This is a genomic window from Teichococcus aestuarii (assembly GCF_042651065.1).
GTDB lineage: Bacteria > Pseudomonadota > Alphaproteobacteria > Acetobacterales > Acetobacteraceae > Pseudoroseomonas > Pseudoroseomonas aestuarii.
The window spans coordinates 26,482-52,442 of the sequence record NZ_JBHSCH010000005.1 but is presented as its reverse complement, the minus strand read 5'-3'; the positions used below and the strand labels follow the sequence as shown (position 1 = coordinate 52,442).

Here is a 25,961-nt window from a genome sequence, read left to right as displayed (position 1 = left end):
GCCGTCGCTCCCGCCTTTCCGCATCCGCATACCGCTGCGGCGCCAGCCGCGCGGGATGTGCGATTTCCCGCCGGAGCGGCCGGGAAGTGCCACACTCCCGATGCCGTGTGCTTGCCGCGCACCGGCCCGCTGCCTATCGTGCCGCGCTCCTGCGCACCCTGCCCCCTGATGCTGGAATCGAACCGATGTCGAGCCCGATCTACAAGCGTGTCCTGCTGAAGCTCTCGGGCGAGGCGCTGATGGGGACGCGCGACTACGGGCTGGACAACGCCACGGTCCGCGCCATCGCCCAGGACATCAAGGGCGTGGTGGCGCTCGGGGTCGAGGTCTGCGTGGTGGTGGGGGGTGGCAACATCTTCCGCGGCGTGGCCGGCGCCTCCTCCGGCATGGAGCGCGCGCAGGCGGACAGCATGGGCATGCTGGCCACCGTGATGAACGCGCTGGCCATGCAGAGCGCGCTGGAGCGGGCCGGGGTGCCCACCCGCGTGCAGTCCGCCATCCCGATGAGCAGCGTCTGCGAGCCCTTCATCCGCCGCCGGGCGGAGCGGCACATGGAGAAGGGGCGGGTGGTGATCTTCGCCGCCGGCTCGGGCAACCCCTTCTTCACCACCGACACCGCCGCCGCGCTGCGCGCCGCCGAGATGCGCTGCGACGCCCTGTTCAAGGGCACGCAGGTCGATGGCGTCTATTCCGCCGACCCGCGCAAGAACCCGAATGCCGAGCGCTACGTCACGCTCACCTACCTCGACATGCTGGCGCGCGACCTGGCGGTGATGGACGCCGCCGCGATCAGCCTGGCGCGCGAGAACAAGCTGCCGATCATCGTCTTCAACATCCACGAGCAGGGTGCCTTCACCGCCGTGATGCAGGGCGAGGGCCGCTTCACCACCGTCGTGGACCAATAAGAGAGAGAAGGAGGCCCGCGCCATGGCCGCACCTGCCGATCTGAGCACGCTGAAACAGGACCTGGCCCGCCGCATGGACGGCGCGATGGAGTCGCTGAGGAAGGAATTCTCCGGCCTGCGCACCGGCCGCGCCTCGCCGGCGCTGCTGGAGCCGATCCGCGTCGAGGTCTATGGCTCCAACCAGCCGCTGAACCAGGTGGCCAATGTCTCCGTCTCCGGCCCCTCGATGCTCTCCGTGCAGGTGTGGGACCGCCAGGCCGCCAAGGCGGTGGAGGTGGCCATCCGCGATTCCGGCCTCGGGCTGAACCCGCAGGCCGAGGGCCAGGTGATCCGCGTGCCGCTGCCGCCGCTGACGCAGGAGCGGCGCAACGAGCTGGCCAAGCAGGCGGCCAAGTATGCCGAGGCCGCCAAGGTGGCGGTGCGCGGCGTGCGGCGCGACGGCAACGAGCAGATCAAGGGCTGGGAGAAGAAGTCCGAGATCGGCAAGGACGAGGCGGCGAAGTGGTCCGACGAGGTGCAGAAGCTGACCGACCAGATGATCAAGAAGGTCGACGAGCTGCTCGCCGAGAAGGAAAAGGACATCAAGGCGGTCTGAGGACGTCCTGGAACAGCGTGGCAGCATGAGCGCGGCGCCTCTCAACCAGACTCTGGCCAGCGGCGCCGTGGCGGCGCTGGCGGAGACCCCTTCCTCCCAGACGGCTGGTCCCCAGGGTGGGCCCCTCCATGTGGGCCTCATCATGGACGGCAACCGCCGCTGGGCGCAGGCACGGGGCCTGCCGCGGGCGCTTGGCCACAAGGCGGGGGTGGAGGCGGTGCGCCGTGCCGTCCGGGCGGCGGGGGAGGCGGGGCTGCCCTGGCTCACCCTGTTCGCCTTCTCCTCCGAGAACTGGCAGCGCTCGGCCGACGAGGTGCGCGACCTCACCGGCCTGCTGCGCCTCTATTTGCGCCACGAGGTCGGCGCGCTGGCGAAGAACGGCGTGCGGCTGCGCGTCATCGGCGAGCGGGAACGCTTCGGGCCTGAGATGATGGCGGCCATCGCCGACGCCGAGGCCGCCACGGCGCACAACACCCGGCTGAACCTGACCGTGGCGCTCTCCTACGGCGCGCGGGCCGAGATCGCCGCCGCCGCCCGCGCCCTGGCGCGGGAAGCGGCCGCCGGCCGGATCGACCCGGAGGCGATCGACGCCGCCGCGCTGGAGGCCCGCCTCTCCACCCATGGCATGCCGGACCCGGACCTGATCATCCGCACCTCGGGCGAGCAGCGCCTGTCCAACTTCCTGCTCTGGCAGTCGGCCTATGCCGAGTTCGTCTTCCTCGACGTGCTGTGGCCGGACTTCCAGGCCACGCATCTCCAGGAGGCCCTGGCCGAGTACCGCCGCCGCTCGCGGCGCTTCGGCGTGGGCGCCGGCTGAGGCATGGCCCAGCCGCCCGCGACCTCCCCCGCCGCCGATTCCGCCAAGCGCTGGCGGGACCTGAAGAAGCGCGCCCTCTCCGCCGCCGTGCTGGGGCCGGGGGCGGTGCTGTGCATCTGGCTCGGCGCGGTGCCCTGGACGGCGCTGATGACCGTCGCCATCGCCCTGCTCACCTGGGAGTGGGTGCGGCTCTGCGGCCTGCGCAGCCGTGCCTGGCCGGGCGTCGCGGTGCCGGCGGCGGTGTTCGTCGCCTGCGCCCTCTCGGTGTTCGGGCTGACGGTGCCGGCGCTGGCCTGCCTTTTCGCCGGCTTCCTCGGCACCTGGATCGGCGCGCCGCGTCTGCGCCGGCGCACGCCGCCGCCGCCCGCGCTCTGGCTGGCGGCCGGGGTGCTCTACATCGGCATCGCCGGCATCGCCCTGATCGAGCTGCGGCACGACAATGACGCCGGGCGCGGCAACGTGCTGTTCCTGTTCCTGGTGGTCTGGGCCAGCGACATCGGCGCCTATCTGGTCGGCCGGCTGATCGGCGGGCCGAAGCTGGCGCCGGCCATCTCGCCGGGCAAGACCTGGTCGGGCGCGGCGGGCGGGCTGCTCAGCAGCATGGGCATCGGCTGGCTGGCGGCCGACTGGCTGGCCCCCGGCAACCCGGACGTCGCCAAGGTGCTGATCGTGGCCGCCCTGCTCGGCATCGCCACCCAGCTCGGCGACCTGCTGGAAAGCGCGGTGAAGCGCCACTTCAAGGTGAAGGATTCCTCGATGCTGATCCCCGGGCATGGCGGGCTGCTGGACCGGCTGGACGGGCTGCTGGCGGCCGCGCCGGTCGCCGCCCTGCTGGCCTTCGGCGTCGGCTACGGGGTGCCCCTGTGGCGGTGATCCCCGGCGCCTCGGCCCCGCGCAGCGTCACCATCCTGGGCAGCACCGGCTCGGTCGGCCGCAGCACCGTGGCGCTGCTGGAGGCGGCGGAGCCGGGGCGCTTCCCCGTCGTCGCGCTGGTCGCGGGGCGGGATGCCGCGGGGCTGGCCGCGCAGGCGCTGCGGCTGCGCCCGCAGATCGCCGTGCTGGCCGACGCGGCAGCGGGCCCCGAGCTGGCGCGGCTGCTGGAGGGCAGCGGCATCGCCACGGCCGCCGGGCCGCAGGCGGTGCTGGAGGCGGCCGCGCGGCCGGCGGACTGGACCATGGCCGCCATCGTCGGCGCCGCCGGGCTGGAGCCCACCCTGGCCGCCCTGTCCCATGGCGGCACGCTGGCGCTGGCCAACAAGGAGGCGCTGGTCTGCGCCGGCGACCTCGTGCTGGCCGCCGCGCGGGCCAGCGGCGCCACCCTGCTGCCGGTCGATTCCGAGCACAACGCCATCTTCCAGGCGCTCGACACGCGCGACCCGTCGGCGATCGAGCAGATCGTGCTCACGGCCTCGGGCGGGCCGTTCCGCGAGATGCCGCTGGAGCGCATGGCGCAGGTGACGCCCGAGCAGGCGCTGCGCCACCCCGTCTGGTCGATGGGCGCCAAGATCAGCATCGATTCGGCCACCATGATGAACAAGGGGCTGGAGCTGATCGAGGCGGCGCGGCTCTTCCCCGTGCCGGAGGCGAAGCTGGCCGTGCTGGTGCACCCGCAATCGGCGGTGCACGGCATGGTGCAGTATTGCGACGGCTCGATCCTGGCGCAGCTCGGCTCGCCGGACATGCGCACCCCCATCGCCCACGCCCTGGCCTGGCCGGCGCGGATGGCGGTGGATGTGCCGCGCCTCGACCTCGCCGCCCTGGCGCGGCTGGAGTTCTTCGCCCCCGACCCGGTGCGCTTTCCGGCGCTGCGCCTGGCGCGGGAGGCCTTGCGGGCCGGGGCCGGGGCCCCCACCATTCTGAATGCCGCGAACGAGGCGGCCGTCGGCCTGTTCCTGCAGCGCCGTCTCGGCTTCCTCGACATCGCCGCCGTGGTGGAGGAGACGCTGGCGGCGCTGGGCGCCCCCCCGATCCCCGATATTCCCGCCGTCCTGGCGCTGGACGCCGCGGCACGGCAGGATGCCCTGGCGCGCGCCGCCCGCCGCGCCGCCTGAACCCGCCCGGCGCGGCGCGCGGCATGACTTCGTGCCGCCGGCCCGCCGGCCCGGCACCCCCCTCGGCAAGCCGCGGCGCTGCCCGCCTCGGCCGGAGACGCGACCTTGGACATGCTGCCTGAGCCCTTCCGCTCCATCATCGCCTTCATCCTGGTGCTGGGCGTGCTCGTCTTCATCCATGAGCTGGGCCACTACCTCGCCGCCCGCTGGCGCGGCGTGCATGTGGAGGTGTTCTCCATCGGCTTCGGCCGGCCGATCCGCCAGTGGGTGGACCGGCGCGGCTGCGAGTGGCGCATCGCCTGGCTGCCGCTGGGCGGCTTCGTGAAGCTGCACGGCCAGGAGGGGCCGGACGACGCGACGCCGGAGCAGCGCGCCCGCTGGCGCCAGGGCGAGACCTTCCACGACAAGCCGGTGCGCGACCGCGCCATCGTCGTCGCCGCCGGGCCGGTGGCCAATTTCCTGCTGGCGGCCGCGCTGTTCGCCGGCCTCTACATGACGGTGGGGCAGCCCCAGCCCACCGCCACGGTCGGCACGGTGGTGGAGAACAGCGCCGCCGCCCGCGCCGGCCTGCTGCCCGGCGACCGCATCCTCAGCCTCGACGGCGCGGCCGTCAGCCGCTTCGAGCAGATCCAGGCGCATATCCAGCCGCGCGCCGGCCAGCCGGTGGAGATCCGCATCCAGCGCGGCGGCCAGGAGCAGGCGCTGCGCGCCACGCCGGACAGCCGCGCCGCGGGCGAGGCGACGGTGGGCGTGCTCGGCATCTCCGGCGGGGCGCCGGAGTTCAACCGCCTCAACCCCTTCAGCGCCCTGGCCGCCGGCATCGCCCAGACCTGGGACGTGACGGTGCAGACCCTGGCCGGGCTGTGGCAGATGATCGCCGGCCAGCGCGGCACGGAGGAGCTGGGCGGGCCGCTGCGCATCGCGCAGATCTCGGGCCAGGTGGCGCAGCTCGGCATCGCCAGCCTGGTCTCCTTCATGGCCATCCTCTCGGTCAACCTGGCGCTGATCAACCTCTTCCCCATCCCGGTGCTGGATGGCGGTCACCTGCTGTTCTACGCCGCCGAGGCCATCCGCGGCCGGCCGCTGCCGCCGCGCGCGATCGAGTACGGCTTCCGCGCCGGCTTCGCGCTGCTCATCGCGCTGTTCATCTTCGCCACCTTCAACGACCTCTCGAGCCTCGGCGTGGTGCGCTGGGTGAGCGGGCTGGTGGGCTGACCGGACAGGCGGGGGAGGGGTCCTCCTTCCCCGCCCGGCTCAGGCGATGTTGATGCCTCGGCCGGTAAGGCCTTGGGGTGGCTGCTGAAACTTCCTGAACGGCCGATGGGCAAGTGGGGGTGGCGGGGCGCGCTGTTCCCCGCTAGTCTCCCGCGGCCCGAGACGCCCCGTTTTCGGCGGTTTTCCCTTGGCCCCCTTCAACCGGCCCGGATCCGACCTTTGCACGCTACCCGCGCCCTCCTGCTCGCCGCCACCTGCCTCGTGCCCGTGCTGCTCCCGCCCGAGGCGGTGGCGCAGCCAAGGCGCGGCGCCGCCGCCGCGGCCCAGCCCGCCAACGGCGTCATCCGCCAGATCGACGTGGAGGGGAATCAGCGCATCGAGGCGGATACCGTCCGCTCCTACATGCTGGTGCAGCCGGGGGACGCCTTCGACTCCGACCGGCTGGACCGCAGCCTCCGCACCCTCTTCGCCACCGGCCTGTTCCGCGACGTGCAGATCGGCCGCCAGGGCGACCGGGTGGTGGTGCGGGTGCAGGAGAACCCGATCGTCAACCAGGTGGCGTTCGAGGGGAACAGCAAGCTCTCGGACGACACGCTGCGCCCCGAGGTGCAGCTGCGCCCGCGCGCCGTGTTCACCCCCGCCGCCGCCCAGGCGGACCGCCAGCGCCTGCTGGAGCTCTACGCCCGCCGCGGCCGCTTCGCCGCGCGCGTCGAGCCCAAGGTGATCGAGCGCGACCAGAACCGGGTGGACCTCGTCTTCGAGATCACCGAGGGCGACGCGGCGCTGATCAGCCGCATCAACTTCGTTGGCAACGAGAACTTCTCCGACAGCCGGCTGAAGGAGATCGTCTCCTCGCGCGAGGCGGCCTGGTACCGCCCCTTCAGCTCCTCCGACACCTATGAGCCGGAGCGGCTGAACTTCGACCGCGAGCTGCTGCGCCGCTACTACCAGCGCCAGGGCTACGCCGACGTGAACGTCACCGGCGCCACCGCCGAGCTGGCGCCGGACCGCAGCGGCTTCTTCGTCACCTACACCATCAACGAAGGCCCGCGTTACAGCGTCGGCAAGGTGGAGATCACCTCCGCCCTGCGCAACGTCACCGCCGAGCGCCTGCAGCGCGTGATGGAGATCTCGCCCGGTGACCGGTACGATGGCGACGCCGTCGAGCGCATGGTGCAGACCCTGACCGACGAGGCCAACCTCGCCGGCGCGCCCTTCGTCGAGGTGGAGCCGCGCGTGACGCGCGACCGCCAGGGCCGCAAGGTGGACCTGGTCTTCGAGGTGAAGGAAGGCCAGCGCGTCTACGTCAACCGCATCGACATCACCGGCAACACCCGCACGCAGGACCGCGTCATCCGCCGCGAGTTCCGCATCGCCGAGGGGGATGCCTTCAACGCCGCGCAGGTGCGCCGCTCGCGCCAGCGCATCCGCGACCTGGGCTATTTCCAGGACGTGCAGATCAACCCGGTGCCCGGCGCCACGCCGGACCAGGTGAACCTGAACACCAATGTCGTCGAGCGCGCCACGGGCGAGATCTCGATCGGCGGCGGCTACTCCACCGATGCGGGCGCCCTGGCCGATCTCGGCCTGCGCGAGCGCAACATCCTCGGCACCGGCATCGACGCGCGGGTGAACACCACCCTGGCGCAGCGCCGCAGCCAGGTGGACCTCTCCGTCACCGACCCGTCCTTCATGGACCGCAACCTCGCCGTCGGCGTCGACCTGTTCTACGTGGTGCGCGACCTGACCGACTATTCGGGCTACGAGGAGCGCCGCGCCGGCTTCAGCCTGCGCGCCGGCTACGAGTTCAACGAGCGGCTGCGCCAGTCCTGGTCCTACACCCTGTCGCGCCGCAACGTGTTCAACGTGCTGGACGACGCCTCGATCTACATCCAGGAGCAGAAGGGCGTCACCGTCCTGTCGCAGATCGGCCAGACGCTGACCTACGACACGCGCGATTCCCGCCTCGACCCGCGCGACGGCTACGTGCTGCGCCTGGGCACCGACCTGGCCGGCCTCGGCGGCGACGTGAACTACCTGCGCACGCGCCTCGACGGCACCTACTACGTGCCCTTCGAGCGGCTGCTGGGCGACCCGGACTACGTGCTCGCCATCTCCGCCGGCGTCGGCCACATGTTCAGCTATGGCGGGCGCGACAAGGATGAGCGGATCATCGACCGCTTCTTCCTCGGCGGCGAGAACCTCCGCGGCTTCGCCGTCGCCGGCGCCGGCCCGCGCGACACCAGCACGCAGGATGCCCTTGGCGGCCGCACCATCTGGACGCAGACCACCGAGATGCGCTTCCCGCTCCCGGTGCCGTCCGAGCTTGGCCTGCTCGGCCGCGCCTTCGTCGATGTCGGCTCGCTCACCGGCATCGATTCCGCCCCCAACATCGTCGATGACTCGTCCCCCCGCGTGGGCGCGGGCGTCGGCATCTCGTGGCGCAGCCCGTTCGGTCTGATCAACATCGACCTGGCGCAGGCCCTGGTGAAGAAGTCCTACGACGAGACGCAGGTCTTCCGCTTCGGCTTCGGCACGCGCTTCTGAGCCTAATACGACGGAGTTTCCCGAACATGGCGCGACGCGTCTCCGCAGCGCTTGCGATGGCCCTGATGTCCTCCACCCTGCTCTCGGGCGGGGTGGCGATGGCCCAGCAGCAGGAGTGGTTCGTTCCTCCCAACCAGGCGCAGCAGCAGCAGCCTGCCCAGCGCCCGGCCCAGGCGCCGCAGCAGCGCCCCGCGCAGCGCGCCGTGCAGCCCAACCCGGCGCCGCTGCCGCCCGGCGAGCCGCCGCCGAATGCCGTCATCGGCATCGTCGACGTGCCCGAGGTGCAGCGCAACTCCACCGCCTTCAACAAGGTGCGCGAGGAGATCGAGAAGCGGCGCCAGAAGCTGAACGACGACCTGCAGCGTGAGCAGACCCGCTGGCGCGAGGAGCAGCAGCAGCTCGTCAACCAGCGCGCCAGCCTCTCGCCCGAGGAGCTGCGCACCAAGGAGCGCGACCTGCAGGAGCGGGTGACGGACAGCCAGCGCATCTTCCGCGACCGCAGCCGCAACATCGAGCAGGCGGCGCAGCAGGCGCTGCAGGAGATCGAGCAGGCGCTGGCGGTGGTGATCCGCCAGGTCTCGGCCAGCCGCAAGGTGAACATGGTGCTGCCGCGCGCCGTGGTCATCTACAACGAGCCGCCCTTCGACCTGACGGGCGAGGTCTCCACCCAGCTCAACAAGGTGCTGAAGTCGGTGACGCTGGCGGCGGAGGATGCCCCGGCGCCCGCTCCCGCGGCGGCCCGTCCGGCCCAGCAGGGCCAGGGCCAGCAGGCGCCGCGGCGGAACTGAGCGCGATGGCGGCTGACCCGCGCTTCCACGCGGGCACCGGCCCGCACCGCCTGGACCGGATCGCCGCGGTGGCGGGACTGCCGGAAGGCAGTCTCGGCGCCGATGCGGCGCGCCTCTTCGAGGATGTGGCGCCGCTGCACGAGGCGGGGCCGGCGCAGATCGCCTTCCTCGACGGCCGCCGCCACCTGGCCGCGCTGCGCGAGAGCCGGGCGGGCGCCGTCATCCTGCCGCCGGACCTGGCCGGCCAGGTGCCGGAAGGCTGCGTGGCGCTGCCCTCGCCGGCGCCCCACCTGGCCTTCGCCCGCGTGGCGGCGCTGTTCCACCCGGCGCCCGCGCCGCTGCCCGGCATCCACCCCACCGCCGTCGTCGCCGCCGACGCCGTGCTGGGGGAGGGCAGCGAGGTCGGGCCCTACGCCGTGATCGGCGCCGGCGCGGTGCTGGGCGCGCGCGCCTATGTCGGGCCCCATGCCGTGATCGGCCCCGGCTGCGTCTTCGGCGACGATGCGCGCATCCATGCCCATGCCAGCGCCATCTGCTGCATCGCCGGCCACCGCGTCACGCTGCACCACGGCGCGCGGGTGGGGCAGGAGGGCTTCGGCTTCACGCCGACGCCGGAGGGCCGCTACGTCACCATCCCGCAGCTCGGCCGCGTGCGGCTGGGCGACGAGGTGGAGATCGGCGCCAATGCCTGCGTCGACCGCGGCGCGCTGGGCGACACGGTGCTCGGCCCCGGCACGCGGCTCGACAATCTGGTGCAGATCGGCCACAACGTGAGCACCGGCCGTGGCTGCGTCATCGTCGCGCAGGTCGGAATCTCCGGCTCCACCCGGCTGGGCGACTACGTGACCATCGCCGGCCAGGCCGGGCTGACCGGGCACCTGACCATCGGCAGCAAGGCGCGCATCGGCGCCCAGGCCGGCGTCCAGAGCGACGTGCCGCCTGGGCAGGATGTGACCGGTTCCCCCGCGATGCCGGTGAAGGATGCCTTGCGGGCCGCGCTCTACCTGCGGAAATTGGGTGCCCGTAAGGGAACCGGCTCCGCCGCGGCCACCGCCCGGGAAACGGCAGAACAGAAGGGGCCGCCAGCAGGGCGGCCAGGACATACGGACTGATCGGCATGGACCAGCAAGAACAGCCGGCCTCGGACGAGGCGGCGCACAAGCAGAATCTGGAGACCTGCGACATCGCGCGCATCATGCGCGCCATTCCGCACCGGTATCCTTTCCTGCTGCTCGACCGTATGGTGGAGATGAAGCTGGGCGAGAGTGCCATCGGCATCAAGAACGTCACCATCAACGAGCCGTTCTTCCAGGGCCACTTCCCGAGCCATCCGGTGATGCCGGGCGTGCTGATCATCGAGGCGATGGCGCAGACCGCCGCCGTGCTGGTGGTCGAGACGCTCGGCCCCAGCGCGCATGGCAAGATCGTCTATTTCATGAGCATCGAGAACGCCAAGTTCCGCCGCCCCGTGGTGCCGGGAGACCAGCTGCGGATTCACATCAACAAGGACCGTCAGCGCGGCAATGTCTGGAAGTTCAACGCCGTGGCGCGCGTCGATGGCGTCGCCGTGGCGGAAGCCAGCTACGCCGCGATGATCATGGACCGCTGAGCGGATGCTCGATCGCGTGACGCAGACAGACAACACAGCCCCCGACCCGATCCACCCCACCGCCGAGATCCACCCCACCGCCATCGTCGCGCCGGGCGCGCGCATCGGCGCAGGCTGCCGCATCGGGCCGTGGTGCACCGTCGGGCCGGACGCCGTGCTGGCCGAAGGCGTGGTGCTCACCTCCCATGTCATCGTCGAGGGCCATGCCGAGATCGGCGAGAAGGTGCTGGTCAGTCCCTTCGCCACCATCGGCCTGGCGCCGCAGGACCTGAAGTACAGGGGCGAGCCCACCCGCGTGGTCATCGGCGCCCGCACCATGATCCGCGAGCACGCCACCGTGCACCGCGGCAGCATCGGCGGCCATGGCATCACCACCGTGGGCGCGGATTGCCTGCTGATGGTCAACGCCCATGTCGGGCATGACTGCACGCTGGACCACCACGTCATCCTCGCCAACAACGTGATGCTGGGCGGGCATGTCGAGATCGCCGACACGGTGTTCGTCGGCGGCGGCGCGGCCATCCACCAGTTCGTCCGCATCGGCCGGCAGGTGGTGGTGGGCGGCATGAGCGGCGTGGAGGCGGACATCATCCCCTTCGGCGCCGTCATGGGCAACCGCGCCCGGCTGACCGGGCTGAACCTGATCGGCCTCAAGCGCCGCGGCTTCCCGCGCAGCCAGATCCACACGCTGCGCGCCGCCTACCGCAGCCTGTTCCGCACCGCCGGCGTCTTCCAGGACCGCGTGGACATCACCGAGGCCAGCTTCGGCGAGGACCCGGTGGTGCAGGAGATCCTGGCCTTCATCCGCGCCGACAGCCGCCGCGGCCTCTGCCGCGCCGGCCGCGAGCTGCTGGATGAGGAGGAAGGCGCCGAGGCCGCGGCGTGACAGGCGCCGGGGCCTGAGCCGGTGTCTTCGCCCGTCATGCCGCGGACTGGAATGCCGCCGCTCGGGATGATCGTCGGCGGCGGGCTGCTGCCGCAGCGCGCCGCCGCCGCCGCCGCCGCCGCCGGCCGCGTGCCGCATGTGGTGGTGCTGGAAGGCTTCGGCGAACCGCGCGACTATGCGGCCTATCCGCACATCGTCTGCCGCCTCGGCGCCGCCGGCCGCATGCTGGAGTGGCTGCGCGCCGCCGGGGCGCGCGACCTGGTGCTGGCCGGCCGCGTCTCCCGCCCCAGCTTCTTCGCGCTGCGGCCGGATGCGGGGGCGGCGAGGATGCTGCCGCGCATCGGCATGCGTGCCTTCGGCGGCGACGATTCGCTGCTGACCGCCGTGCTGCGCGTGCTGCGCGAGGAGGGCTTCAACCCGATGGAAGCCTATGCCGTGCTGGAGGACTTGCTGGTGCGCGACCCCACTGCCCTGACCACCCATCTGCCGGACGAGGATGCCCGGCGCGACATCCGCCGCGGCCTCGCCGTGGTGCGGGCGCTCGGCGCCGTCGATGTGGGGCAGGGGGCGGTGGTGCAGCAGGGGCTGGTGCTGGCCGTCGAGGCGATCGAGGGCACCGACGCCATGCTGGCCCGCGCCGGCACGCTGCGGCGCGAGGGGCCGGGCGGCGTGCTGGTGAAGATCCTGAAGCCGGGCCAGGACCGGAGGGTGGACCTGCCCACCATCGGGCCGGACACGGTGGCCAATGCCGCCGCCGCCGGCCTGCGCGGTATTGCCATCGAGGCGAACGGCACCATCATCGTCGACCGTGCGGCGACCGCCGCGGCGGCCGAGGCGGCCGGACTGTTCCTGCTGGCCATCGACCCGTCGCACGAAGCCTGGTCCGAAACCATCTCCTGACAGGGAAACACCCCATGAGCAGCTTCCTGCACACCATGATCCGCGTCGGCAACCTGGAGCGGAGCGTGGATTTCTACACGCGCCTGCTCGGCATGCAGGAGCTGCGCCGCAACGACGTGCCGGACGGCAAGTACACGCTGGTCTTCGTCGGCTACGCACCGGAGAGCACCGGCGCCGGCGTCATCGAGCTGACCTACAATTACGGCGTGGACAAGTACGAGCTGGGCAACGCCTTCGGCCATCTCGCCATCGGCGTGCCGGATGTCTATGCCACCTGCGAGAAGCTGCGCGCCGAGGGCGCCAAGATCACGCGCGAGCCGGGGCCGGTGAAGTTCGGCACCACCGTGATCGCCTTCGTCGAGGACCCGGACGGGTACAAGATCGAGCTGATCGAGCGCAAGTCGGCGGAAGCCGGGACGCGCGGCTAACAGGCGTCCCCGCCCGGGGGAGGCTGTCCCCCGGGCCCCGCCCACCGGCCCTCAGGCCTCCTCGATCAGCGCGCGCGCCGCGTGGCAGAGCAGGCCGTCCGGCGCGCGCAGCGTCTCCAGCAGCGTCGCCTCGTCCAGGCCGGGCAGCGGCAGCAGCGGGGCGGCGCAGCCTTCCCGCTGCCGCAGCGCGTGGAAGGCGCGGGACTGCCGCTGCGCCGCCTCCGGCTCCGCCTCGCCATAGGCCAGCGCGAAGGGCTTGCGCACCACCGGCAGGCGCTGCGGCGAGAGCACCTCCACCTCCAGCGGCGTCAACCCCAGCCTCTCCTCCAGCGATCCCAGCTCGTAGAGGCCGGAAAGGCCGAGCCCGGCCTTCACGCGCGGATGGCCGAGCAGCATGGCGGCCAGATGCGCGCCGGAGTTCCAGCCGCAGAGCAGCACCGGCCCGGTGATGCCGTGCAGCGGCCCCTGCGCCGCCAGCCAGTCGAGCGCGCGGTGACCCTGCCGGACGATGCGCGTCAGGCTGGCCTCCGGCATCAGGCTGTGGCCGGGCAGGGCGGCCGACCAGCCATGCGCCAGCAGCCCCTGCGCCAGCGCGCCGAAGCCCTGCCGGCCGCCTTCCCGCCAGCCGCCGCCATGCAGCAGCACCACGCAGGGCGCGGCGGGGTCGATGGCGGGGTAGAGATCCCACCGGCAGGCCTCGGCGGCCGCGTAGGGAAGGTCCAGCCTGCCGGGCCGGGCGGCCCGCAGCGCCCGCGAATCCTCCGCCCACTGGCCGGCCAGCTCCGCCGCCGAGAGGCCCGGCCCGCCGCGGCGGAGCACCGTCCGTCCACCCTGCGGCGCGGCCTGCGGAGGCGGGATCATCGCCTCGCCCCACCTGGGTGGCGGTCCTTCAAGGGCGCCGTGCAGCGGTAGGGATGCGACATGCCGGGACACTCCTTGCTCGGGCCGTCCTGGCCCTTTGCAACCGGCGTGCCGCGCCGGGCGAGGCCGGGGCCGGCGGTCCCCGGGCCTGCCCGGCGGGTGCGGCGGCCGCCCACCCCTTGTGCAGTTGCGCCGCGGCGGGTCAGCCCGGCGGGGAGACGAGCAGCGGTGCCAGCGCCTCGCGCAGGGCCGGCGGCACCGGCACGGTCTGCCGCTGCGTCGCCGCGTCCACCTGCACATGGATGAAGTGGCCCTCGGCGCAGGCCAGATCCTCGCCCGGGCGGAACAGCCCGATCTCGTAGCGCACCGAACTGCGCCCGACATGCGCGACCCGCAGCCCGCCCGCCAGCACATCCGGGAAATGGGCCGGGCTGTGGAAGCGGCACATCGTCTCCACCACCACGGCCAGGCTGGAGCCGGGATCGGCCGGGGTGGGCTGCAGGCCGCGCCCGGCCAGGAACAGCGCCACCAGCGTGTCGAAGTAGAAGTAGTAGGCGGCGTTGTTGATGTGGCCGTAGCTGTCCTGGTCGCCCCAGCGGGTGGGGATGTCCTGGAAGTGCCGGTACTCGGCCCGGCGGGGGATGCTCTTGCTCATGCGCGGGGCGCGGTCCTTGTCGTGATGCGGGGCTGCAATGCGGGGCGGGCTGTGGCACGCCGCCCACGCCCGGCGGCAAAAATCCGCGCGGGGGGGCGGGGTTTGCGCGGCCTGGGCTTCGCCCTGGCGCGTGGGCCTTGTATAAAAGAAGAATTCCTGGCGAACAGGGCGCCGATCGGTGGCAATATGCCGCCGCCGGCCCGCCCGGCCTGCCGGAGTCCCGCAACCCGACCAGCCAGGATCGTTTCCGCGCACGATGTCAGCACCCGCCGCCAATCCCCGCCTTGAGCCATTCCGGCTGCGCGGCGCGAATTTCAATCTGCTGGTGCTCCGGCTGCTCGATCCACGGCACGAGGTGATTGTTCCTGCCCTCGGCGACCAGTTCCGCCGCGCGCCCGGCTTCCTGCGCTTCGCGCCGCTGGTGATCGGGCTGGACGACCTGGCGGTGGCGCCGCACGAGGTGGATTTCGCCACCCTCGCGGCCGAGCTGCGCCGCATCGAGATCATGCCCATCGGCACCGTGGGCGGCTCGCCGGAGATGAAGGCCGCAGCCCAGAGCGCCGGCCTGCCGCCGCTGCGTGCCGCCGGCGCGCAGGAGGAGGTGGCGCTGGCGCCGCCGCCCCCGCCCGCCGCCAGCAGCGAGCCGCCGCCCGCGCCGCCGCTGCCGCCCGGGTCGATGCGCCCCACCGTCATCGTCGATCACGCGGTGCGCGCCGGCCAGCGCATCTGGGCCCAGGGTGCCGATCTTATCATCAACGGCACGGTCAATCCGGGCGGCGAGGTGATTGCGGACGGCAACCTGCACGTCTATGGCGCCCTCCGGGGCCGGGCCATCGCCGGCGGGGCCGACAATATGGAAGCGCGCGTCTTCGCGTTGAATTTCGATCCGGAACTGGTTTCCATCGCCGGCTACTACGCCGTGCGGGAGGGGCTGACGGACGCGCCGATCGGCAAGCCGGCGCAGGTGCGGCTGATCGGCGAGAACATGCGGTTTGACCGGCTGGGCTGAGCCCGCTTCCCACCCGGCAGAGAGGAGAGACCAATGGCGCAAGTGATCGTGGTGACGTCGGGCAAGGGAGGGGTCGGCAAGACCACAAGCTCCGCCGCCTTCGCCACCGGTCTCGCCCAGAGCGGCAAGAAGACGGTGGTCATCGACTTCGACGTCGGCCTGCGCAACCTCGACCTCATCATGGGCGTCGAGCGCCGCGTGGTGTTCGACATCGTCAACGTCATCAGCGGCGAGGCGCGGCTGAACCAGGCGCTGATCCGCGACAAGCGGGTGGACACCCTCTCGATCCTCCCTGCCAGCCAGACGCGGGACAAGGACGCCCTCACCAAGGAGGGCGTGGCGCAGATCATCGACGAGCTGAGCCAGGATTTCGACTACATCGTCTGCGACAGCCCCGCCGGCATCGAGAAGGGCGCGCTGCTGGCCCTCTACTTCGCCGACCAGGCGATCATCGTCACCAACCCGGAAGTCTCCTCCGTCCGGGACAGTGACCGCATCCTCGGCGTGCTGCAGTCCAAGTCGCGCCGCGCCGAGGAGAAGAAGGAGCCGGTGAAGGAGCACCTCCTCGTCACCCGCTACGCGCCGGAGCGGGTGGAGAGGGGCGAGATGCTGAAGCTCGAGGATGTGCGCGAGATCCTCGCCATCCCGCTGCTCGGCGTCATCCCCGAGAGCGAGAGCGTGCTGAAGGCCTCCAACACCGGCAGCCCGGTGATCCTGGACGACGTGTCGAACGCCGGCCAGGCCTACAAGGACGCGGTCGCCCGCTTCCTGGGCGAGGACCGCCCGCACCGCTTCATCGACCCGGAGAAGCGGGGCTTCCTGTCGCGCCTGTTCGGGGGGAGGGCCGCATGAGCTGGCTCGACGTCTTCCGGGGCAAGAGCAAGCCGCCGCCCAGCGCGGGTGCCGCCAAGGAGCGGCTGCAGATCGTGCTGGCGCATGAGCGCATCAGCCGCACGGGCGACGATTTCCTGCCGCGGCTGCAGAAGGAGCTGATCCAGGTGGTGGCGCGCTACGTCGCCATCGACCCGAAGGCGGTGAACATCTCGCTCGACCGCGGCGGCGACATGAGCACGCTGGCGATCGAGGTGGAACTGCCGGCGCCGGAGAAGCCCAAGCCCGGCGCCGACGCCCCCGCCGGCAAGGCGGCCGCGCCGGAAGCGCCGGCCGGCAGCAAGGCCGAGGCCGGCCAGAAGGCCTCCTGAAGCCCGGGGAACCGGCGCGGCCTCAGCGGCCGCGCCGCACCAGGTAGAGGGTGGCGCCGAGCATCACCACCGTGCCGGCCAGCAGCGCCAGGCCCGGCCGCTCGGCATAGATGGCCCAGCCCAGCATGGCGCTGGCCGGAATCTGCGCATACTCGATCGGCGCCAGCAGCCCGACCTCCGCCCGCCGCGCCGCGGCCGAGGCGGCGAGGTCGCTGCCCAGCGCGAACAGCGTGCCGCCCACCAGCATGGCCAGGGCGAACAGGCTCGGCGTCTGCCAGACGAAGGCCGAGACCGGCCCCCAGAACAGCACCGAGATCACCGAGTACCAAGCCACCACCCGCACCGGCGGCTCGGTGGCCGAAAGGGCGCGGAAGGTGATCAGCACCAGGGCGCTGCACATCCCCGCCGCCAGCGCCGCCGGCGTGCCGAGCGAGAGGCTGCCCCCCGGCTGCGCGACGATCAGCACGCCGACGAAGCCGATGGCAGCGGCCAGCGCCCGGTCGCGCCGCACCGCCTCGTGCAGCAGCAGCGCCGCCAGCGGCAGCACCCAGAGCGGGCGGGCGCTCATCATCGCCACAGCGTCCGCCAACGGCAGCAGGGTGATGGCGAGGAGCTGGAGCAGGAAGGTGGCGATGCCGGCGGCACCGCGCGCCAGGTGCAGCTTCGGCCGGCGCGTGGCCAGCGCCGCGATGGGGCCGGCGCGCAGGATCCAGGGCGACAGGATGGCCAGGGTGATCAGCCCGCGCGCGAAGGGCACCAGCGGCACCGGCAGCCCCTCGCGCAGGGCGGCGCGGTAGCAGGCATTCACCCCCGCGCCGCACAGGGCGGCCAGCAGCATCAGCCCGATGCCCGCCAGCGCGGCGGAGGGCCGGCGGGCCAGCGGCATCAGCGGCGGGGCGCGAGCTCGGATTCCAGCGCCTTGATCTTGGCGGTCAGCGACTCCCGCAGCGAGGCGGCGGCGTGCGGCTTCAGCGCCGCCAGCGCCTCCTTCAGGTCGCGCAGCTGGCGCTTCTTCTCCTCGGTGGTGCGGGAGATGGGACGATTGCCGGAGAGCTGGCCGTCGAACGCACGCATGGTCGTCATGTCCTTGTGGCAGGGGCCGCGCATCCTGTGCGGGCGCGCAGGGAAAGAGGAAGGAGAGGCGTCTCAGAGACCGTTCAGCTTGCGCAGCAGGCAGAGCAGGGCCTCCCGCTCCGCCGCGTCCAGCGGCTGGGCGATCCGGTCCTCATGCTCTCCCACACGGGCCTTGAAGGGCGGCAGCAGCGCCATCCCCTCGGCGCTCAGGCGCAGGGCCTGGGCGCGCCGGTCGCTGGGAACCGCATGCCGCTCCACCAGCCCGCGCTCGGTGAGGCGCTGCATGGCCGGGCTCAGCGTGGACTTGTCCAGCGCCGCGGCCGTGGCGAGCTGCCCGAGGGTGATGCCGGGATTGGCCTCCACCAGGCAGAGCAGCGCGAACTCCCCGGAGGTGATGCCGAACTCGGCCGTGCTCTCGGTGAAATCCAGCAACATGCGGGTATGGGCGCGGCGCAGCAGATGCCCGAGCAGCCCCGGCAGGGGCCCCAGGTCGATCGGCTCCTGCCTGAATCGCTCCGCGTCCATGGCCGCAGCATAGCGCAGCCGGCGATGGGGCGGAACGGGCGCCGGGGGGCGGTCTTCCCCGGCTTAGTACTCGAACTCGTAGGAAAGGCCGATGCGCTCGCCCGTCTCGCCGCCGGTGCTGCTCTCCAGCTTCAGCCTTGGCGTCAGCTCCACCTCGACGCCGACGCGCGGCCCGCCCTCGGCGCCCTGCTCGACGCCGACATAGACGCCCTGGCCGACATAGCCGCCCGCCTGCACCGAGGGGTTCTCCAGCCCGCCCTCCTGGTTGCCGACGCCGAGCCGGTCCAGCCCCAGCCGGTCCGCCAGCCGGCCCAGGAAGCCGCGCCCGCCGCCGGGCGCGACGCCGGCCAGGTTGGCGACGCCCCCCGCGAGCTGCGCGATCTCCAGCGGCGAGAGCTTGTCCACGGGGCGGCCGAACAGCAGCCGCGCCAGCACCTCGTCCTGCGGCAGCTCCGGCTCCGAGGTGAAGCTGATCTCCGGCTTGCCGGGCTCGCCGGTGACGGTGATGGTGATGGTCACGCCCTGGGCATTGGTGCTGGCCTCGAAATCGAGGTGCGGCTGCAGGTCGCCAGTGAAGGTGATGGCGCCGCGGTTGAAGACGATGCGCCGGTCGAGCAGCTGGAAGGTGCCGCGCCGCATGGTGAAGGCGCCCGCCGGCTGCGGGTCCGCCGCCGTGCCGCCGACGCGCAGCGTGCCGCCCAGCTCCGCGTCGAGCCCACGGCCGCGCACCAGGATGGATTGCGGCGCCTCCACCGTCACGTTCAGCCGGATGGGCGGCGCGGCGGGGCCGGGCTCGGGTGGCGCGGGGGCGCCGGCGCCACGCTCGCGCACATCGCCCAGCGTGGCCACGCCGCCGCCGGGCAGCGCCTGCGGGATGTTCACCACCACCCGGCGCAGCCGCACCGTGCCGCCCAGCGCCGGGTCGGTCTGCAAGGGCCCGGTGAAGCGGAGGTCGGCATCCAGCAGCGCCGTCACCAGCTCGCTCTGCACCGGCGTCGCGTCGCGCGCGGTGATGGCGATGTCGATGGGGATGCCGGCGGCCAGCGGCTGCGCGCTGCCGCGCGCGGTGATGCTGCCATTGCCGGCACGCGCCACGAAGTTCTCGAGCAGCACCTGGTCGCCGCTGGCGCGCAGCCGGCCGTTGATGCCGGTGAGGCGCAGGCCGAAGAGCGGGTTGCGCACCTCGCCGCCGGAGAGGGTGGCGGTGCCATTCAACGCGGGCGCGCCCAGCGTGCCGGAGGCGCCGCCATCGAGCACGATGCGGCCGGTGACGCGGTTGGCGCTGCCGCCCAGGCTCGGCGTCAGCAACGGCTGGAGGTTGGCCTGGCCGCTGAGGCTGGCCGAGAGCGGCGCCTCGGCCCCCGGCCCCTGCGGCAGCTCGGCGCGGGCGTCGAGCGTCACCATGCTGCCCATGCGCAGCGCGGCGCTGGCCCGCACCGCGCCGTTGCCGGCCCGCTGCGCCTCGACCCGCAGCGTGGCGGCGGGCCAGCCGCGCGACCACGGCGCCTCGGCGCGCAGCCCGGTGCCGTTGAGGGTGGCGTTGACCTCCGGCGCACTGGTCGGGCCGGTGATGCGCGCCTCGCCCACCACGGTGCCGGAGAGGCGCGGCTCGGGCGCGAACATGTTGACCAGCGAGGCAGGCAGGGCGGCCAGCGCCACGCGGATGTCGGCCCGCTCCGGCCCCCAGCGGCCGCTGACGGTGAGGTTGCCCGCCGGCCGCGCGGCGAGGCGCAGGCCGGGGATCTCCACCGCGCCGGAATTCGGCAGCAGGATGGCGCCGGGTGCCGCGAGGCGGATGCCCATCTCGCCCTGCGCCGCCTCCAGCACGGCGATATCGACCCGCATGCCCTCGTCATTGCGGCTGAAGCGGCCGCGGCCCTCGACATTGGCCTGGGGCAGCCCGGCGCGGATGTTCCAGTCGAAGGCGGCATCGGTGCCCTTCACCAGGGCGTTGGCGCTGTAGCGCTGGCCGCCGACCTCGACATTCGGCGCCTCGATGCGGGCGTCGATGCTCTGGCGGCCCTCGGGGGTCGGCGCCAGCTTCGCCTCGACGCGCAGCCGCCCGGCCACCGGCTGGCCAGCCAGCTCGGAGAGCGGCGCGAGGTTCTCGGCGGCGATGGTGGCGGTGCCGTCGAACAGGGTGGTGGCGGTGTTCAGCGTGCCGTCCACCTGGCCACGGATGGGGCCGAAGGTGATATCGCCCTCGGCCAGACGCACCAGATCGCCCTCCTGCGCCGCGCGCAGGGCGAGGGCGATGGGCTGGCCCTCGGCCCGGCCGGTCAGGCGCAGCGTGCCGGCCATGCCGCTGACGGAGGGGATCTCCGCCACCAGCTCCGGCGATTCGACACGCCGCCCGGCGACGAACAGGCCGGGGCTGGCCGCCTTGAGCGCGATGGCGGGGTCGGCCGCGGGGCCGGTGACGCGGGCATCGACGGCGATGGGGCCGGACAGTTCCGGGCGGATCGCCTTCAGCTCCGGCACATCGAGCCGCGCCGTGAGGTCCAGCACGTCCCAGCCGCTGCCCTCGACATGCAGGCGGGCGCCCTGGCCACGCACCTCCAGGCTGTCGATGCGGAAGGCGGTGCCGCGGTAGTCGGCCTCGGGGTTGGGGCCGAGCACGGCGCCCATCGGGTCCGGGCCGCGCAGGCCGCGCGGGCGGAGCTGCGCCTGGATGCGTTCGCCATCCTCCACCCGGGCGGTGAGGGTGATACCCTCCCAGCCGATGATCTCCGGCACCAGCGGCGCCAGCTCCGCCGAGTTCGCGATGCGCGCCTCGGCCTCCAGCAGCGCCAGGCTGCCGCGCGCGGTGATCTCGCCGGCGCGGGCGGAGAGGCGGAGATTCTCCAGCTCCGGCTGGCCGCCGGCGGGCAGCTTCGCGCCCAGCGTGAAGTCGATGGCGCGCACCGGCTCGGGCGCCAGGTTGGCCGGCGCGTCGAGATGGCCGGCGAGGGTGAGGGCGCCGCCGCCCGCCGCGTCCAGCGCCACGCGGCCCTCCGCGTTGAAGCCGGCGAGCTCGCCAAAGGCGGCGCGGGCGCGCAGATCGGCGCCGCTGGCCGGGCCGTCCAGCCGCAGGGTGAGATCGGCCGGCGCCTGCGGGATGCCGAGCGCGGTGGCCAGCACGCCGCCGGGCGGCTCCTGCGCGCGCAGGTCGGCCAGCAGCCGCGCCTGCGGGTCGAGGCCCAGCTCCAGGTCGAGCCGGCCCTCGGCCTCCAGCCGCTGCACGGCGAGCTTCGCCTGCAGGGCGGCGGCGACGAGGCTGACCTCGCCGTTCAGCGAGAGAGCGAAGCCCGAGGGACCATGGGGGGCGGGGCCGTGCTCCTCCACCGTGGCCGCCACCAGCTCGCGCGGGATCTCGATGCGCTCCACCGCGAGGCGCTCCAGATGCACCGCCACGGGCAGGTTCGGCAGGGTGGGGATGGGGCCGCCCTCGGTGGTCTGCGGCTCCGGCTCCGGGGCGGGTTCGCCGGCCTCGGGCAGGCGCAGCAGCGCCACGCGGCGGGCGGTGAGCGCCTCGATGCGCAGGTCGCGCGAGAGCAGGGCGCGCAGGTCGAGGTCGAGGCGGGCATCCTCCACCTCCAGCCAGGGCCCCTGCGAATCGGCCATGGTGAGGCGGGCGAAGCCGGGGGCGCCGGGAATGGGGCCGTGCAGCCCCTCGATGGTCAGGCCGGGGACGAAACGCTGCGCGAGGTCAGCCAGCAGGCGCTGGCCGGGCGCGGTGTTGGCGCCCACCAGCACGCCGCCCAGCAGCAGCACGGGCAGCAGAATCAGAATCGCGAGCAGGCCCAGGGCCCAGCGGAGCACCCGGCGCATCAGAAAGCCTGCCCGATGCCGACATAAAGGCCGAAGGCGGAATCCCCGCTCTCCTTGTTGAGGGGGATGGCGATATCGGCGCGCAGCGGACCGATGGCCGTGAGGTAGCGCACGCCCAGGCCGGCGCCGACCTTGAGGTTGCCGAAATCCGGCGTCGGGTCGCGCGTCACGGAGCCGGCATCGACGAAGGCCGCCATGCCGATCGGGCCGCTGATGCGCTGGCGCAGCTCGACGCTGCCCTCCACCAGGGAGAGGCCGCCCGCCGGCTCGTCGCTGGCCGTGCGCGGCCCGACGGACTGGTAGGAATAGCCGCGCACCGAGCCGCCGCCACCCGCGTAGAAGCGCTTGTCGGGCGGCACGCCGCCGAAGGAGGCGCCGACGATGCTGCCCACCACGCCGCGCAGCGCGATGATGCTGCCCTTGTCGCCGCTGACGTCGAAATAGGTGCTGCCCTGGGCACGCAGCCGGGTGAAGGCATTGCTCTCGCCCAGCGAATAGATCGGGTTGACCAGCAGCGCGGCACGGATGCCGCGGCTCGGATTTAGCGGGTTGTCCGTGTCGTTCCAACGCAGCTGCCCGATCAGGCCGAGCAGCTGGTAGTTCGTCGTCACATTGTCCTGGGTGACGCGGCTGAACTCGATCTGCGGGCCGAAGCCATAGGTCAGGCGGGGCGAGAATTCCCGCTCCAGCAGCGCGCCGAGGGTGAAGGCATCGCGGTCATAGGCGTCGGGGCGCTCGCGCAGGGCGGCGATGTCGAAGGTCAGGGTCTGGTTGCGGCCGGCGAACCAGGGGGTGCGCAGGCTGGCGCCGATCTTGCCGCCCGTGTCGCTGGTGTCGCCCGTGGTGCCGAGGCGGTTGACCTCCGCCTCCAGCCGCAGCCGCTCGGCGCCGCCGAACAGGTTGCGGTGCTCCCAGTAGGTGCTGAAGGTGGGGCCGTAGCGCGTCTCGTAGGCGGCGCTGAAGCCGATGGCGTGCAGGGGCCGCTCGGCCACGGTGAAGGTGAGGGGCAGGTCGCCCGCCTCGTCCAGCCGCTCGCCGGCACGGGCCCGCACGGTGCTGAACACGCCGAGGCTGAGCAGGTCCCGGCGCTTCTCGTCGATCGCCTTCTGGCTGTAGCCCTGGCCCTGCATCGGGGCGACGATGCGGGCGAGCAGGTCGCTGTCGGTGCGCTCCTCGCCGCTGACGCCGGGCCGGGCGAATTGCGGGCGCGGGCCGGGGGCCACGGTGAAGGTGACCTCCATGCGGTTCGTGTCATGGTCCACCGTCACGCGGCGGCGCACGGCGGCGAAGGGATGGCCGGCATTGCGCAGCGCGTCGCGCAGCCGCCCCTCGGCATCCAGCACTGGCTGGGCGCGGGCGGGGTCGCCCTCCTTCAGCCCGGTCTCCCCGGCATCGGCGATCGAGGCGCCGGCGGGTTCGGCCTGCAGCCGCACGGGCGCCAGGCGGTATTGCGGCCCCGGCTCCACCATGACGGAGACCGGCACCGGCTCCGCATTGCCCTCGCGCGCCAGCAGGCGCTCGGCCAGGCCCGGGCTGTCCGGCGCCTGACCGTCGATGGCGATGCGGGCGCTGCCGCCGTAATAGCCTTCGGAGCGCAGCGCATCGCGCATGTTGTCGGTCTCGGCCAGGGCGCGGCCGATCAGCCCGTAGGCATCCACCGGCGCGCTCTCGCGCAGCCGCTCCAGCGCGGAGGCATTGCGGATGGCGGTGTCCAGCGCCTCGTCGCCGGTTTCCGGCAGGGCCACGGTATAGGCGAGATTGGCCTCATCCTGCGGCGCCTCCGGCTGGCTGGCGGCCGGCGTGCCTGCGGCCCCGCTTTCCGCCCCCCGGCTTTCCGGCGCAGGCTGGGCGAAGGCGCGCAGCATGGCCGTGAGGGGAAGGGCACCCGCGACGGCGGCGGACAGGGCGACAAGGGCAAGTCGGGATTTGAGGCGCATCGTCTTAGGGAGTATGCCCTAGCACATGGATCCGACTCTTGCCGAAACACTCACGCGTTGGCGCAGGCATCTCCACGCCAACCCCAGCCTCACCCTGCATGAAGGGCCAACCGCCAAGTTCGTGGTGGACAAGCTGAGGGAGCTGGGTGTGACCGACATCGTCACCGATGTTGGGGGTCATGGCGTGGTGGCAACCCTGCACCGGCCCGGCAGCAACCGCAGCGTCGGCCTGCGCGCCGACATGGACGCGCTGCCGATCGAGGAGGCGGCGCAGGATCTGGCCTGGCGCAGCACCAACCCGGGCGTGATGCATGCCTGCGGACATGACGGCCACACCACGGCGCTGCTCGGCGCCGCGGCGCTGCTGATGCAGGATGAGAGCTGGTCCGGCACGGTGCGGCTGGTGTTCCAGCCGGCCGAGGAGGGCGGCGGCGGCGCCGCCTCCATGGTGCGCGACGGGCTGTTCCGCCGCTTCCCGATGGACCGCATCTTCGGCTGGCACAACTGGCCGGGCCTGGCCGCGGGCACCATCGCGGTGCATGACAGCGCGGTGATGGCCGCCGGCCGGCGCTTCGAGATCGTCGTGGAGGGCCATGCCGGCCACGCTGCGCTGCCGCACCTGACGCGTGACCCGATGGTGGCCGCCGGCCACGCCATCGTCGCCTGCCAGTCCATCGTGGCGCGCAACCTCGACCCGATGGAAACCGGCGTCGTCAGCCTGACCATGATCCATGGCGGCGAGGCGGAGAACCAGATCGCCGCCCGCGTCACCATCAAGGGCAGCATGCGCTTCATCAAGCCGGAGGTCGGGCGGGAGATCGAGGCGGGGCTGCAGCGCGTGGCGGAGGGCGTCTCGGCCACCTTCGGCGTGCAGGCCACCAGCCGCGTCTGGGGCGGCGTGCCCGTCACCGCCAACCACCCGGAGGCGCGTGAGCTGGCGGCCGGCGCGGCAGCGGCGGTGACCACGCTCCGCCGCGACATCGGGCCCGCCATGACCGGGGAGGATTTCTCGCACTTCCTGCATGAGGTTCCTGGCGCCTTCGTCTGGATCGGCAACGGCCCGGCCGAGGGTGGATGCGAGCTGCACAACCCGCATTACGACTTCAACGACGCCGTGCTGCCGGTGGCCAGCGGCTTCCTGGCGGAGACCGCCCGGCGTGCCCTGGCACAGGAGCCCGGCTGAAGGCAGCGTGGCGCGCATCTTCCGCCTGCCGCGGGAAACGCCGGAGGCATGGCCCAGGTTGCGCCGCGCAACCTGCCGTGGCCGCCACGGTTCCCGCCGCACCGACTTTTGCCACCCCCCGCCGAGGAAGACCGCATGATCCCGCTTGCCCGCTCGCCCCGCATCGCCATCCCCAAGCTCGGGCTCGGCACCTGGAAGCTGGCCGGGCCGGAGGGGCAGGCGGCGGTGGAGAGCGCTCTGGCGCTCGGCTACCGCCATCTCGACACCGCCGACCGCTACGGCAACGAGGCGGAGGTGGGGGCCGGCCTCGCCGCCTCCGGCGTGGCGCGGGGGGATGTCTTCCTCACCAGCAAGGTCTGGTACGACAACCTGGCCCCCGCCGCGCTGCGGCGCTCGCTGGAAGGCTCACTGGCCAAGCTGGGCACGGACCATCTCGACCTGTTCCTGATCCACTGGCCGTCGCCGGAGATGGACCTCGCCGCGGCGGTGGCGGCGCTGGAGAAGGCGAAGGCGGAGGGGCTGGTGCGCCGCTGGGGCGTCTCCAACTTCCCGCTCGGGCTGATGCGGCAGCTGGAGGCGATGGGCGCGGAGCCCGCCTGCCTGCAGGTGGAATACCATGTGCTGCTCTCGCAGCAGCCGCTGCTGGAGTGGTGCCGGCCGCGCGGCATCGCGCTCGCCGCCTATTCGCCGCTGGGGCAGGGGGCGCTGGCCAGCCAGCCGGTGCTGGCGGAGATCGGCCGCAGGCACGGCGCCACGGGGCTGCAGGTGGCGCTGGCCTGGCTGCTGCGGCAGGAGATGGTGGTGGCCATCCCCAAGGCCAGCCGGCGCGAAAGCCAGCAGGCCAATCTCGACGCCGTGGCGCTGGCGGAGAGGCTGGACGCGGCGGATGTCGCCGCCATCGACGCGCTGCCGAAGGACTGGCGCCGCGTGAACCCCGACTTCGCGCCCGACTGGAACAGCTGAA

The 25,961-nt window shown here is 72.9% G+C and carries 25 protein-coding genes; 18 read left to right on the top strand and 7 right to left on the bottom strand.

What is annotated here, in order from left to right:
* Window positions 1-185: 185 nt before the first annotated feature.
* The 13 genes from pyrH (at window position 186) to gloA (ending at window position 12,741) form a co-directional block, all read left to right on the top strand.
* Entirely contained in the window at window positions 186-905 is a 720-nt protein-coding gene (pyrH, locus tag ACFOY6_RS04275; RefSeq protein ID WP_379649134.1) for a UMP kinase, read from the top strand.
* Window positions 906-927: 22 nt separating this feature from the next.
* A complete protein-coding gene (gene frr / locus ACFOY6_RS04270; RefSeq protein ID WP_379649132.1) occupies window positions 928-1,500 on the top strand; it encodes a ribosome recycling factor in 573 nt (190 codons plus the stop codon).
* A gap of 25 nt (window positions 1,501-1,525) precedes the next feature.
* Window positions 1,526-2,317, top strand: a complete 792-nt coding sequence (locus tag ACFOY6_RS04265) for an isoprenyl transferase (RefSeq protein WP_379634938.1) — start codon at window positions 1,526-1,528, stop codon at window positions 2,315-2,317.
* 3 nt (window positions 2,318-2,320) lie between these two features.
* Window positions 2,321-3,190: a phosphatidate cytidylyltransferase gene (locus tag ACFOY6_RS04260; protein WP_379649131.1), complete on the top strand. Its 870-nt coding sequence runs from the start codon at window positions 2,321-2,323 to the stop codon at window positions 3,188-3,190.
* A complete protein-coding gene (dxr, locus tag ACFOY6_RS04255) occupies window positions 3,181-4,368 on the top strand; it encodes a 1-deoxy-D-xylulose-5-phosphate reductoisomerase (protein ID WP_379649129.1) in 1,188 nt (395 codons plus the stop codon). The genes ACFOY6_RS04260 and dxr overlap by 10 nt, the downstream gene beginning before the upstream one ends.
* Before the next feature lie 111 nt (window positions 4,369-4,479).
* The gene (gene rseP / locus ACFOY6_RS04250; protein WP_379649209.1) at window positions 4,480-5,583 is read left to right on the top strand and encodes an RIP metalloprotease RseP; all 1,104 of its coding nucleotides are present in this window, start codon (window positions 4,480-4,482) and stop codon (window positions 5,581-5,583) included.
* Between the two features lie 219 nt (window positions 5,584-5,802).
* Window positions 5,803-8,130 carry an outer membrane protein assembly factor BamA gene (gene bamA, locus ACFOY6_RS04245; RefSeq protein WP_379649127.1) on the top strand — a complete coding sequence of 776 codons (2,328 nt, stop codon included), beginning with the start codon at window positions 5,803-5,805 and terminating at the stop codon, window positions 8,128-8,130.
* A gap of 26 nt (window positions 8,131-8,156) precedes the next feature.
* On the top strand, window positions 8,157-8,918 hold the full coding sequence (locus ACFOY6_RS04240; RefSeq protein ID WP_109515069.1) for an OmpH family outer membrane protein: 762 nt from the start codon (window positions 8,157-8,159) through the stop codon (window positions 8,916-8,918).
* A gap of 5 nt (window positions 8,919-8,923) precedes the next feature.
* A complete protein-coding gene (lpxD, locus tag ACFOY6_RS04235) occupies window positions 8,924-10,030 on the top strand; it encodes a UDP-3-O-(3-hydroxymyristoyl)glucosamine N-acyltransferase (protein ID WP_109515070.1) in 1,107 nt (368 codons plus the stop codon).
* Between the two features lie 5 nt (window positions 10,031-10,035).
* On the top strand, window positions 10,036-10,527 hold the full coding sequence (gene fabZ, locus ACFOY6_RS04230) for a 3-hydroxyacyl-ACP dehydratase FabZ (RefSeq protein ID WP_109515071.1): 492 nt from the start codon (window positions 10,036-10,038) through the stop codon (window positions 10,525-10,527).
* 4 nt (window positions 10,528-10,531) lie between these two features.
* On the top strand, window positions 10,532-11,413 hold the full coding sequence (gene lpxA, locus ACFOY6_RS04225) for an acyl-ACP--UDP-N-acetylglucosamine O-acyltransferase (RefSeq protein ID WP_379649124.1): 882 nt from the start codon (window positions 10,532-10,534) through the stop codon (window positions 11,411-11,413).
* 51 nt (window positions 11,414-11,464) lie between these two features.
* A complete protein-coding gene (locus tag ACFOY6_RS04220) occupies window positions 11,465-12,313 on the top strand; it encodes an LpxI family protein (protein ID WP_367604195.1) in 849 nt (282 codons plus the stop codon).
* 14 nt (window positions 12,314-12,327) lie between these two features.
* Entirely contained in the window at window positions 12,328-12,741 is a 414-nt protein-coding gene (gloA, locus tag ACFOY6_RS04215; RefSeq protein WP_109515074.1) for a lactoylglutathione lyase, read from the top strand.
* 51 nt (window positions 12,742-12,792) lie between these two features.
* On the opposite strand, the gene ACFOY6_RS04210 is transcribed toward gloA, so the two are convergent.
* The gene (locus ACFOY6_RS04210; RefSeq protein ID WP_379649122.1) at window positions 12,793-13,602 is read right to left on the bottom strand and encodes an alpha/beta hydrolase; all 810 of its coding nucleotides are present in this window, start codon (window positions 13,600-13,602) and stop codon (window positions 12,793-12,795) included.
* 202 nt (window positions 13,603-13,804) lie between these two features.
* Complete coding sequence (locus ACFOY6_RS04205) at window positions 13,805-14,257, bottom strand: acyl-CoA thioesterase (RefSeq protein WP_109515076.1); 453 nt, start codon at window positions 14,255-14,257, stop codon at window positions 13,805-13,807.
* A 256-nt stretch (window positions 14,258-14,513) separates the two neighbouring features.
* Between ACFOY6_RS04205 and minC the strand changes: the two genes are divergently transcribed.
* From minC to minE, 3 genes are read left to right on the top strand one after another with little or no spacing between them, the layout of a single operon-like run.
* The gene (gene minC / locus ACFOY6_RS04200) at window positions 14,514-15,266 is read left to right on the top strand and encodes a septum site-determining protein MinC (RefSeq protein ID WP_109515077.1); all 753 of its coding nucleotides are present in this window, start codon (window positions 14,514-14,516) and stop codon (window positions 15,264-15,266) included.
* Window positions 15,267-15,299: 33 nt separating this feature from the next.
* A complete protein-coding gene (minD, locus tag ACFOY6_RS04195) occupies window positions 15,300-16,118 on the top strand; it encodes a septum site-determining protein MinD (RefSeq protein WP_109515078.1) in 819 nt (272 codons plus the stop codon).
* Window positions 16,115-16,468, top strand: coding sequence for a cell division topological specificity factor MinE (gene minE, locus ACFOY6_RS04190; protein WP_109515079.1), 354 nt, complete (start codon window positions 16,115-16,117; stop codon window positions 16,466-16,468). Before minD ends, minE begins: the two co-directional genes overlap by 4 nt.
* Before the next feature lie 22 nt (window positions 16,469-16,490).
* Here the strand turns inward: minE and ACFOY6_RS04185 are convergent, their stop codons facing one another.
* The 5 genes from ACFOY6_RS04185 to ACFOY6_RS04165 all read right to left on the bottom strand — a co-directional run bounded on the left by ACFOY6_RS04185 (window position 16,491) and on the right by ACFOY6_RS04165 (window position 23,814).
* Complete coding sequence (locus tag ACFOY6_RS04185; protein ID WP_109515080.1) at window positions 16,491-17,354, bottom strand: DMT family transporter; 864 nt, start codon at window positions 17,352-17,354, stop codon at window positions 16,491-16,493.
* Entirely contained in the window at window positions 17,354-17,542 is a 189-nt protein-coding gene (locus tag ACFOY6_RS04180) for a hypothetical protein (RefSeq protein WP_109515454.1), read from the bottom strand. The genes ACFOY6_RS04185 and ACFOY6_RS04180 overlap by 1 nt, the downstream gene beginning before the upstream one ends.
* Window positions 17,543-17,614: 72 nt before the next feature.
* On the bottom strand, window positions 17,615-18,067 hold the full coding sequence (locus tag ACFOY6_RS04175; RefSeq protein WP_109515081.1) for a MarR family winged helix-turn-helix transcriptional regulator: 453 nt from the start codon (window positions 18,065-18,067) through the stop codon (window positions 17,615-17,617).
* A 63-nt stretch (window positions 18,068-18,130) separates the two neighbouring features.
* The gene (locus tag ACFOY6_RS04170; protein ID WP_379649118.1) at window positions 18,131-21,877 is read right to left on the bottom strand and encodes a translocation/assembly module TamB domain-containing protein; all 3,747 of its coding nucleotides are present in this window, start codon (window positions 21,875-21,877) and stop codon (window positions 18,131-18,133) included.
* Window positions 21,877-23,814 carry an autotransporter assembly complex protein TamA gene (locus tag ACFOY6_RS04165; RefSeq protein WP_379649115.1) on the bottom strand — a complete coding sequence of 646 codons (1,938 nt, stop codon included), beginning with the start codon at window positions 23,812-23,814 and terminating at the stop codon, window positions 21,877-21,879. Before ACFOY6_RS04165 ends, ACFOY6_RS04170 begins: the two co-directional genes overlap by 1 nt.
* Window positions 23,815-23,839: 25 nt before the next feature.
* Here ACFOY6_RS04165 and ACFOY6_RS04160 point away from each other — a divergent pair, with 25 nt between their 5' ends.
* Together ACFOY6_RS04160 and ACFOY6_RS04155 are read left to right on the top strand one after the other, a co-directional pair.
* The gene (locus ACFOY6_RS04160) at window positions 23,840-24,997 is read left to right on the top strand and encodes an amidohydrolase (protein ID WP_109515084.1); all 1,158 of its coding nucleotides are present in this window, start codon (window positions 23,840-23,842) and stop codon (window positions 24,995-24,997) included.
* A gap of 135 nt (window positions 24,998-25,132) precedes the next feature.
* A complete protein-coding gene (locus ACFOY6_RS04155) occupies window positions 25,133-25,960 on the top strand; it encodes an aldo/keto reductase (RefSeq protein ID WP_379649112.1) in 828 nt (275 codons plus the stop codon).
* Window position 25,961 lies beyond the last annotated feature (1 nt).

Bases quoted from the DNA above. Each gene is read 5' to 3' on its own strand.
- ACFOY6_RS04180 (WP_109515454.1), bottom strand. From the start codon at position 17,542: ATGCGTGCGTTCGACGGCCAGCTCTCCGGCAATCGTCCCATCTCCCGC.
- ACFOY6_RS04165 (WP_379649115.1), bottom strand. From the start codon at position 23,814: ATGCGCCTCAAATCCCGACTTGCCCTTGTCGCCCTGTCCGCCGCCGTC.
- ACFOY6_RS04175 (WP_109515081.1), bottom strand. From the start codon at position 18,067: ATGGACGCGGAGCGATTCAGGCAGGAGCCGATCGACCTGGGGCCCCTG.
- pyrH (WP_379649134.1), top strand. From the start codon at position 186: ATGTCGAGCCCGATCTACAAGCGTGTCCTGCTGAAGCTCTCGGGCGAG.
- minE (WP_109515079.1), top strand. From the start codon at position 16,115: ATGAGCTGGCTCGACGTCTTCCGGGGCAAGAGCAAGCCGCCGCCCAGC.
- frr (WP_379649132.1), top strand. From the start codon at position 928: ATGGCCGCACCTGCCGATCTGAGCACGCTGAAACAGGACCTGGCCCGC.
- ACFOY6_RS04265 (WP_379634938.1), top strand. From the start codon at position 1,526: ATGAGCGCGGCGCCTCTCAACCAGACTCTGGCCAGCGGCGCCGTGGCG.
- ACFOY6_RS04220 (WP_367604195.1), top strand. From the start codon at position 11,465: ATGCCGCCGCTCGGGATGATCGTCGGCGGCGGGCTGCTGCCGCAGCGC.
- lpxD (WP_109515070.1), top strand. From the start codon at position 8,924: ATGGCGGCTGACCCGCGCTTCCACGCGGGCACCGGCCCGCACCGCCTG.
- minC (WP_109515077.1), top strand. From the start codon at position 14,514: ATGTCAGCACCCGCCGCCAATCCCCGCCTTGAGCCATTCCGGCTGCGC.
- ACFOY6_RS04170 (WP_379649118.1), bottom strand. From the start codon at position 21,877: ATGCGCCGGGTGCTCCGCTGGGCCCTGGGCCTGCTCGCGATTCTGATT.
- ACFOY6_RS04210 (WP_379649122.1), bottom strand. From the start codon at position 13,602: ATGATCCCGCCTCCGCAGGCCGCGCCGCAGGGTGGACGGACGGTGCTC.
- minD (WP_109515078.1), top strand. From the start codon at position 15,300: ATGGCGCAAGTGATCGTGGTGACGTCGGGCAAGGGAGGGGTCGGCAAG.
- gloA (WP_109515074.1), top strand. From the start codon at position 12,328: ATGAGCAGCTTCCTGCACACCATGATCCGCGTCGGCAACCTGGAGCGG.
- rseP (WP_379649209.1), top strand. From the start codon at position 4,480: ATGCTGCCTGAGCCCTTCCGCTCCATCATCGCCTTCATCCTGGTGCTG.
- ACFOY6_RS04240 (WP_109515069.1), top strand. From the start codon at position 8,157: ATGGCGCGACGCGTCTCCGCAGCGCTTGCGATGGCCCTGATGTCCTCC.
- ACFOY6_RS04260 (WP_379649131.1), top strand. From the start codon at position 2,321: ATGGCCCAGCCGCCCGCGACCTCCCCCGCCGCCGATTCCGCCAAGCGC.
- ACFOY6_RS04205 (WP_109515076.1), bottom strand. From the start codon at position 14,257: ATGAGCAAGAGCATCCCCCGCCGGGCCGAGTACCGGCACTTCCAGGAC.
- ACFOY6_RS04155 (WP_379649112.1), top strand. From the start codon at position 25,133: ATGATCCCGCTTGCCCGCTCGCCCCGCATCGCCATCCCCAAGCTCGGG.
- ACFOY6_RS04185 (WP_109515080.1), bottom strand. From the start codon at position 17,354: ATGCCGCTGGCCCGCCGGCCCTCCGCCGCGCTGGCGGGCATCGGGCTG.
- lpxA (WP_379649124.1), top strand. From the start codon at position 10,532: ATGCTCGATCGCGTGACGCAGACAGACAACACAGCCCCCGACCCGATC.
- fabZ (WP_109515071.1), top strand. From the start codon at position 10,036: ATGGACCAGCAAGAACAGCCGGCCTCGGACGAGGCGGCGCACAAGCAG.
- ACFOY6_RS04160 (WP_109515084.1), top strand. From the start codon at position 23,840: ATGGATCCGACTCTTGCCGAAACACTCACGCGTTGGCGCAGGCATCTC.